A 7,562-nucleotide genomic window follows, 5' to 3' on the forward strand; every position below is an offset into this window, starting at 1 on the left:
GGGCCAGCCGGGCCCTCCGCCGGACGGTCGCCCCGCCGCACGCCCCGCCAAAGCCGCAACGGCCCTGTCGACGGGGATATCCCGCATAAGGCGTGGGCGCCTTCTGCGGCTAGGCGCAGCGTGGTGGCGCGGCCGGTGCCGGCGCCTGAGCAGGCGACGACCACCGCCTTGCACTCGCAAGGCCGGGACGGGTGCCTGCCACAGCCGCGAGGATCCGCGGGAAGGTCACACGCTCCCCGGCTCCCCGCTCGCCGCGGTCGCGTCGTCCCTGAGCCGGTCGCGCTGGATCTGGTAAGCGAGGGTGCGGCGCACGGAGGCTGACGCGGTGGTGGTGACCTTCGCGGGGATGTCGAGACCGCGGCTGATCTCGTCGTACGCGTCCCGGTAGCTGCCGGGCATCTGTGCCCGGTTCAGCATCAGGTCCTCTTCGACGAGGCGCCGCAGTTCGTCGACGTTCTGGGGCGTGAAGCGCTTCTTCCCCCTGGCGATGGCGTGGAGGTAGCGCGTACAGCGGGCTGTGTCGTCGAGGGTTTCGGAAATTTCTTCCGCGAGTCCCCACAGGCGTCCTTCGAGCCAGGGCGCGTCGTGCTGGTCGAGGGAGAGGTTGGTCGGGGGCAGCGGGTCGCCCGTCTTGTACTTCGTCACCTGCTTGGACACGGCGGGCTGACTCATGTCGGTGAGCTGGGCGATTCTGTCCTGGGTCCAGCCGAAGCCGACGAACAGCTTGATCATTTCGGCGCGTAGCTTCCGCATCTCCTCGCCCGCGCGGATGACCTCGTTCATGCCGGCGAGCATCCGCTGCGCCTGCTCCTCGGTCAGCGCCTCGGGGTTGCGATGCGTGTCCTCTTCGCCTGCCATGGCTCGGTTATACACCGCCGAGCGTGACGACCATAACCAGGTTGTATAACCGGGTTATGACTGACAGAGTCCAGGTCATGCCCACCTTCTCCGCACCCGACGGAACCCAGCTCGCCTACCGCGTGATCGGAGACGGCGACCCGGTCGTCTGCCTCCCGGGAGGTCCCACGGACTCCCTCTACCTCGGCGACCTCGGCGGCCTGTCCGCGCACCGCCGGCTGATCGCTCTGGACCTTCGCGGCACCGGCCGGTCCGCGATTCCCGAAGACGTCTCCTCCTACCGCTGCCATCGCCTGGTCGACGACGTCGAGGCGCTGCGTGAACACCTCGGGCTCCCCCGGATGGACCTGCTCGGCCACTCCGCCGGCACGAATATTGCGACGCAATACGTGGCCCGGTTCCCCGAGAAAGTCAGCAGACTCGCCCTGATCGGCCCCAGTCCCCGAGCGGTTGGTATGGCGATCACCGGGGAGATGCGACGCGAACTCGCGCAGCTCAGGAAGAACGAGCCGTGGTTCCCGGCGGCGTCCGCCGCCCTGGAGGCGATCGCCGAGGGCAGAGGCAGTGACTGGGAAGCCATCGCCCCCTTCTTCTGGGGCCGTTGGGACGAGGCGGCGCAGAAGCACCATGCAGCCGGCCGGCCGAGTAACAAGGAAGCCGTCGCTCTGTTCGCAGCCGAGGGAGCCTTCGACCCGGAGGTAACTCGTGCGGCGATCGCCGGCTGCGAGGCACCGGTCCTGCTGCTCGCCGGAGAGTTCGACGTGAACAGCCCCCCTCAGTCGGCGGCCGAGTTCGCGGCACTGTTCCCCGATGCCACGCTCGTGGTGCAGCCGGGAGCGGGCCACTACCCCTGGCTCGACGACGCCGACCGGTTCGTGGCGACCACTGCGGCATTCCTGGGATAGGAACCTGGGCTCCCGGGCCGTGTCCCACGGGCCGCCGGGCGGACGGGGAGGAACCGATTGACCTCAAGCTCGGTTGAGGCTCTAGCGTTCGGTGTGCACCCCGGGCCGCACCGGCCGACGGGAGCCGAGCGTCGAACCAACAGCTTCCGGAGGCACCCCCCATGGACATGGAAGTCACCGCGTGGACATCGCTGCACAGCGCGATGAACGCCCAACAGGACCGCAGACCCCTTTCCCGCGCCACTTTGGGCCGCATCGCCTCCTTCGCGCGGCCGCACCGCCGTCAGATGTACCGCTTTCTGCTGCTCAGTGTGGTCACCGCACTGATCGCGGTGGCCACCCCGGTGCTCGCCGGCCGCGTCGTCGACGCGATAGTCCAGGGCCGGGAGACCGGCACGGTCACCCGGCTCGCGCTGCTCATCGCCGTCATCGCCGTCGTCGAGGCGGGACTCGGCATGCTCTCCCGCCGGCTGTCGGCCACCCTTGGCGAGGGGCTGATCCTCGATCTCCGCACGGCAGTCTTCGACCACGTCCAGCGGATGCCGGTCGCCTTCTTCACCCGCACCCGGACCGGTGCACTCGTCAGCCGGCTCAACAACGACGTCATCGGTGCCCAGCGGGCCTTCAGCAACACCCTCTCCGGGGTCGTCTCCAACCTCGTCACCCTGCTGCTGACCCTCGCGGTGATGCTCAGCATCTCCTGGCAGATCACCCTGCTCGCCCTCGTCCTGCTGCCGATGTTCGTCGTCCCCGCCCGCCGGACAGGCTCCCGGATGGCGAAACTGCAGCGCGAGGCCGCCGACCACAACGCCGCCATGGGTACCCAGATGACCGAACGCTTCTCCGCCCCCGGGGCGACCCTCGTCAAGCTCTTCGGACGTCCCGACGACGAGTCCGCCGAATTCGCCGCCCGCGCCCGCCGGGTGCGCGACATCGGCATCCGTACCGCCATGGCCCAGTCCGCCTTCATCACCGCCCTCACCCTGGTGTCCGCCCTGGCGCTCGCCCTGGTCTATGGACTCGGCGGCTACTACGCACTGCGCGGCAGCCTCGACCCGGGGGCCGTCGTCGCCCTTGCCCTGCTGCTCACCCGCCTCTACGCCCCGCTGACCGCGCTGGCCGGCGCCCGGGTCGAGGTGATGAGCGCCCTGGTGAGCTTCGAGCGGGTCTTCGAGATCCTGGACCTGGAACCGCTGATCGCCGAGAAGCCCGATGCCCGACGGGTGCCGGACGGACCGGTGTCCGTGGAGTTCGACCAGGTCTCCTTCGGCTACCCCGCCGCCGACAAGGTCTCCCTCGCCTCCCTCGAAGAGGTCGCGACCCTCGACACCCGTGGCGGCACCGAGGTCCTGCACGGCGTCTCCTTCCGCGCCGAACCCGGACGGATGGTCGCCCTGGTCGGCTCCTCCGGCGCGGGCAAGTCCACGATCGCGCAACTCCTGCCCCGGCTCTACGACGCCGACACCGGTTCCGTACGCCTCAACGGCGTCGACGTACGCGACCTGACCGCCGACTCGATCCGCGAGACCCTCGGCATGGTCACCCAGGACGGGCACCTCTTCCATGAATCCGTCCGCGCCAACCTGCGCCTCGCCCGGCCCGACGCCACCGAGGACGACATCTGGGACGCCCTGCGCCGGTCCCGCCTCGACGGGCTCGTCGCCTCACTGCCCGACGGCCTCGACACCGTCGTGGGCGAACGCGGATACCGGCTCTCCGGCGGCGAGCGGCAACGGCTGACCATCGCCCGGCTGCTACTGGCCGGCCAGCGGGTCGTCATCCTCGACGAGGCGACGGCCCATCTCGACTCCACCTCCGAGGCAGCCGTTCAAGAGGCCCTGAGCGAGGCGCTGGAGGGCCGCACCGCCGTGGTGATCGCCCACCGTCTCTCCACCGTGCGGGCCGCCGACCTGATCCTGGTCATCGAGGAGGGCAGGATCGTCGAACGCGGAACCCACACCGAACTGCTGGCCGCAGCAGGCCGATACGAAGAGCTGTACCGTACCCAGTTCGAACGCCCGGAAGCGGAGAAGCCGGAGGAAACCCAGGCCGCCCGCTGACCCACCGCACCACCGGTAATCAGGCCCGGGCAGGCTCCACTCCCCCGGACCCGATGATTCAGCGGGTACTGGCGGAGGTTCCCGCCCCCTCCTTCGCGAGGCCAGCCACTGCTGCGGCCTGGGGTGTTCGCCGATGGCACAACTCGTCCGCTTCCGGCGTACCCGTGTGTGCACATCGGATTCGGGGCGCAGGCTCAGTCGCATGAGACTTCTGGTGATCGGTGGATCGGTGTTCCTCGGACGGGCGTTCGCCCATGAGGCGCTGCGGCGCGGATGGGAGGTGACCACCTTCAACCGGGGTAGGACCCGGACAGACGTGGACGGCGTTCAGGTCGTACGCGGCGACCGGGAGCTCCGCGAGGACCTGGCGCGGCTCACCGAGGCTGGGCCATGGGACGCGATTGTCGATGTGTGCGGCTACGTTCCCCGCGTGGTCGGGGCCTCGGTTGAGGCCCTGGCCAAGTCCGCGTCGACGTATCTGTATGTCTCCTCCGTCAGCGCCCGCCCCGGCTGGCCGGCGGAACCCGTGGACGAAAGCTCGTCCCGTCACCAGGGCAGCCCGGACGCGGGTCCGGATGACGGCGACTACGGCAAGCTGAAGGCAGGCTGCGAGATGGCCGTCGAGCAGGGCTTCCCGGGGCGCACGCTGATTCTTGAACCCGGTCTGATCATCGGACCGCACGACCTGGCGCGCCGCGTCACCTGGTGGCTGCGCCGTGCCGCTCAGGGCGGCCGGATGCTCGCTCCGGGCGCGCCCGACCGGGAGATGCAGCTGATCGACGCCCGCGACATCGCGATCTTCGGCCTGGACCGGATCGAGGCCCAGGACGCCGGGATGTATCTGGTCAGCGGCACACCCGCGAACGCGACCTGGGGCAGGTTCTTGGACGCCTGCGTCGCCGAGACCGGCGGCAAGGCGGAACTGGAGTGGGTGGGCGACGAGATCCTGACCCAGCACGAGGTCACGGTCTGGACCGAGCTCCCGCTGTGGGCCCCGGGGGAAGGGGAGACAGCCGCGATCTGGAAGCCCAGCTCGGCCAAGGCCATCGCCGCAGGCCTGCACTGCCGCCCCCTGGAGGAATCCCTCAACGACACCGCCGGCTGGCTGTTCGGCCCCGGCGGTCTCGACGAGGCTTTCGGTGAACTCCGCACCGGCCGCGAGGCCGCGGGCATCACGCCCGAGCGGGAGCAGGCCCTGCTCGCGGCGGCAGACGCCCGGTCGGCTGGGGCCTGACACGGTACGTCGCCATCCCGGTGAACCCCGATCGGTTCGCGACGCAGAGAGGGTACGGGCTCCGCGGGGCCGGGCCTCTGGGATCGAGATGGTGCCGCCGAGCGCACGCGCGCTCGGCGGCACCATCAGGTCGGATCAGGTGTTCCAGACCTGGAACTCCGAGACCTGACCTGCCGGCCAGCCGGTGTTCGCCGTGATGTTCACCCGGAAGTACCGCTGGGTGGTCGCGGTGAAGGTGATGGTGACCGAGTTGTTGGTGGTGGGGTCGAAGGTGTAGGTGGCCGACGACTTGATGGTGGTGAAGGTGCTGCCGTCGGTGCTGCCCGACAGGGACAGCGTCTGGTTACGGGCGCCCCAGGTGGCGGGGAGCTGGAGGACGACACGGCTGGCGCTCTGCGCGGAACCGAGGTCCACCTGCACCCACTGGGGAAGGGCGTTGTTGGCGCTTTCCCAGTAGGTTCCCTGGTTGCCGTCCGTCACGTTCGACGACGCGTACACGTCGGCGTGGCTGGACTCGGTGGTGGCCGTACCGGCCGCCAGGTTCTTGCTCACCGTGCCGGCGCCGGTGCCGGTCAGCGCGACCGTGGTCGTACCGTTCGACGCGTTGCTGGCGATGCTGAGGTCGCCGGCGCGGGTTCCGGACGCGGTGGGCTTGAACGTGACGCTCACGGTGCAGGAGGCATTCGCCGCGATCGACGTCCCGCAGGTGTTGGTCTGCGAGAAGTCCCCGGTGGTGGTGATGCCGGAGACTGTCGCGGTCGCGGTACCGGTGTTGGTCACCGTGACCGTCTGCGCACTGCTGGTGGTGTTGAGTGCCTGGCTGGGATACGTCAGCGACGTCGGGCTGGTCGACAGAGTCGCCGCCGAGGAGCCGCCGCCGCTGGGGAACACCTGGAAGTCCGACAACTGGCCGGCGCTCCACCCCGTGTTGGCGGTGATGTTCACCCGCACGTATCTCGCCGTGGCGGCGCTGAACGTGATGGTCACCGTGTTGTTGTTGGCGTTCGGGTCGAAGGTGTACCCGGCCGAGGCCTTGATCGTCGAGAAGCTCGAGCCGTCAGTGGATCCCTGCATCGACAGGGTCTGCGTGCGAGCCGACCACGCCGTCGCCGGCGGGAGCTTGAGCACGACCTTGCCGACGCTGTAGTTCTGGCCGAGGTCGACCTGGGCCCATTGCGGGAACGAGCCGTTCGCGCTCTCCCAGTACGTCGACGCGTCCGGGTCGGTGAGGTTCGAGGCGACGTACGGGCTGGTGCTCGAACTCGCCGACGCCGGCCGCCCGGCCGCGATGTTGGTGGTGCTGTCGATTCCGCTGCCGGCCAGGGAGACGGTGGTCGGGCTGTTGTTGGCGTTGCTGGTGACGGTCAGGTTGCCGGTGCGCGATCCGCCCGCCGTGGGCTTGAAGGTGACGTTCACCGAGCAGGACGCACCGACCGCGAGGGTGGAGCAGTCGTTGGTCTGGCTGAAGTCGCCGGTCACCGCGACGTTCGAGACGGTCGCCGAGGCGGTGCCGGAGTTCGTCACCGTCACCTTCTGCGCGGCGGCCGACGAGCCGACCACCGTACTGTCGAAGGACAGGCTCGCCGGGTCGGTGTTCAGAACCGGGCCCGGCGCGGTGCCGGTACCGGAGAGGCTGACCGTGTTGGTGGTCCCGCCCGCGTCGACGGTCAGGGTTCCGGTACGGCTACCGGTTGCCGTCGGCGCGAACTTCACGCTGACGGTGCACGAGCCGTTCGCCGCGATCGACGAGCCGCACGTGTTGGTCTGGGCGTAGTCGCCGCTGGTGGAGATCGACGAGACGGCCGCGGCGGAGCCGGTCGGGTTGGAGACCGTCACGGTCTGCGCGGCGCTCGTCGAACCGGTCGCCACAGAACCGAAGTTCAGGGCGCTCGGGGTGGCGGTCACACCTTCGGCCGGGTAGGGCGGGTAGACCGGAGCCGGCCACGGGCCGCAGGTCGGCGTCCCGCTGATGCCGGAGTTGCCGCCGCCGTCGGTCACCACGAAGTTCCCGCCCTCGCAGCTGTACACCGGCGATGACGCACCGACGCCGGTGGCTGTGACGTTGGTGAACTTGGCTGCGCCGCCGGTCTGTTCCTGCAGGGCGAAGGTTCCGGTGCCGGCGATGGTCACGTTGTTGAGATTGACCCCGCTGATGGTGCCCTCGACCCACTGGACCGCTTCGTACGGGCTCTGCTGGATCAGCGCGTTGGTCACGTTGATCGGACCGGTGATCGCGCCCTGGCTGCCGTCGAACCACAACGCCCCCACCCCGAACTGCCAGTTCGGGTCGAGGCTGCCGTCCCGGACCATGGTGTTGTCGGAAATCGTGGTGGTGCCGACCGGCGTGGAGGAGAAGCGCTGCCCCACGTGGATGCCGCCGCCCTGGCTGATACCGGAGTCCACCACTCGGTTGCCGCTGACGGTGTTGTCGTGGCCGCCGTAGATCGCGATGCCGTTGGCGAGGATCTGCAGTGACACGGTGTTGTTGGAGATCGTGTCGTTGGC

Annotated in this window: 5 protein-coding genes; 3 read left to right on the plus strand and 2 right to left on the minus strand. The window is 69.5% G+C overall.

The window, feature by feature from the left end:
• Nucleotides 1-225 precede the first annotated feature (225 nt).
• Nucleotides 226-858 carry a sigma-70 family RNA polymerase sigma factor gene (locus ACFXJ5_RS40940; protein WP_384643573.1) on the minus strand — a complete coding sequence of 211 codons (633 nt, stop codon included), beginning with the start codon at nucleotides 856-858 and terminating at the stop codon, nucleotides 226-228.
• Nucleotides 859-935: 77 nt separating this feature from the next.
• Here ACFXJ5_RS40940 and ACFXJ5_RS40945 point away from each other — a divergent pair, with 77 nt between their 5' ends.
• From ACFXJ5_RS40945 to ACFXJ5_RS40955, 3 genes are all read left to right on the plus strand, one after another.
• The gene (locus tag ACFXJ5_RS40945; RefSeq protein ID WP_384643585.1) at nucleotides 936-1,763 is read left to right on the plus strand and encodes an alpha/beta fold hydrolase; all 828 of its coding nucleotides are present in this window, start codon (nucleotides 936-938) and stop codon (nucleotides 1,761-1,763) included.
• A gap of 161 nt (nucleotides 1,764-1,924) precedes the next feature.
• Complete coding sequence (locus tag ACFXJ5_RS40950) at nucleotides 1,925-3,823, plus strand: ABC transporter ATP-binding protein (protein WP_384643576.1); 1,899 nt, start codon at nucleotides 1,925-1,927, stop codon at nucleotides 3,821-3,823.
• 202 nt (nucleotides 3,824-4,025) lie between these two features.
• Complete coding sequence (locus ACFXJ5_RS40955; RefSeq protein ID WP_384643579.1) at nucleotides 4,026-5,057, plus strand: NAD-dependent epimerase/dehydratase family protein; 1,032 nt, start codon at nucleotides 4,026-4,028, stop codon at nucleotides 5,055-5,057.
• Nucleotides 5,058-5,192: 135 nt separating this feature from the next.
• Here the strand turns inward: ACFXJ5_RS40955 and ACFXJ5_RS40960 are convergent.
• On the minus strand, nucleotides 5,193-7,562 hold a 2,370-nt coding region (locus tag ACFXJ5_RS40960; RefSeq protein ID WP_384643582.1), incomplete at its 5' end, for a choice-of-anchor D domain-containing protein.

Origin of the sequence: Streptomyces sp. NPDC059373, assembly GCF_042751495.1 — a bacterium.
GTDB lineage: Bacteria > Actinomycetota > Actinomycetes > Streptomycetales > Streptomycetaceae > Actinacidiphila.

Excerpts from the sequence above, each read along its gene's own strand:
- ACFXJ5_RS40940 (WP_384643573.1), bottom strand. The coding sequence starts at position 858 with ATGGCAGGCGAAGAGGACACGCATCGCAACCCCGAGGCGCTGACCGAG.
- ACFXJ5_RS40945 (WP_384643585.1), top strand. The coding sequence starts at position 936 with ATGCCCACCTTCTCCGCACCCGACGGAACCCAGCTCGCCTACCGCGTG.
- ACFXJ5_RS40950 (WP_384643576.1), top strand. The coding sequence starts at position 1,925 with ATGGACATGGAAGTCACCGCGTGGACATCGCTGCACAGCGCGATGAAC.
- ACFXJ5_RS40955 (WP_384643579.1), top strand. The coding sequence starts at position 4,026 with ATGAGACTTCTGGTGATCGGTGGATCGGTGTTCCTCGGACGGGCGTTC.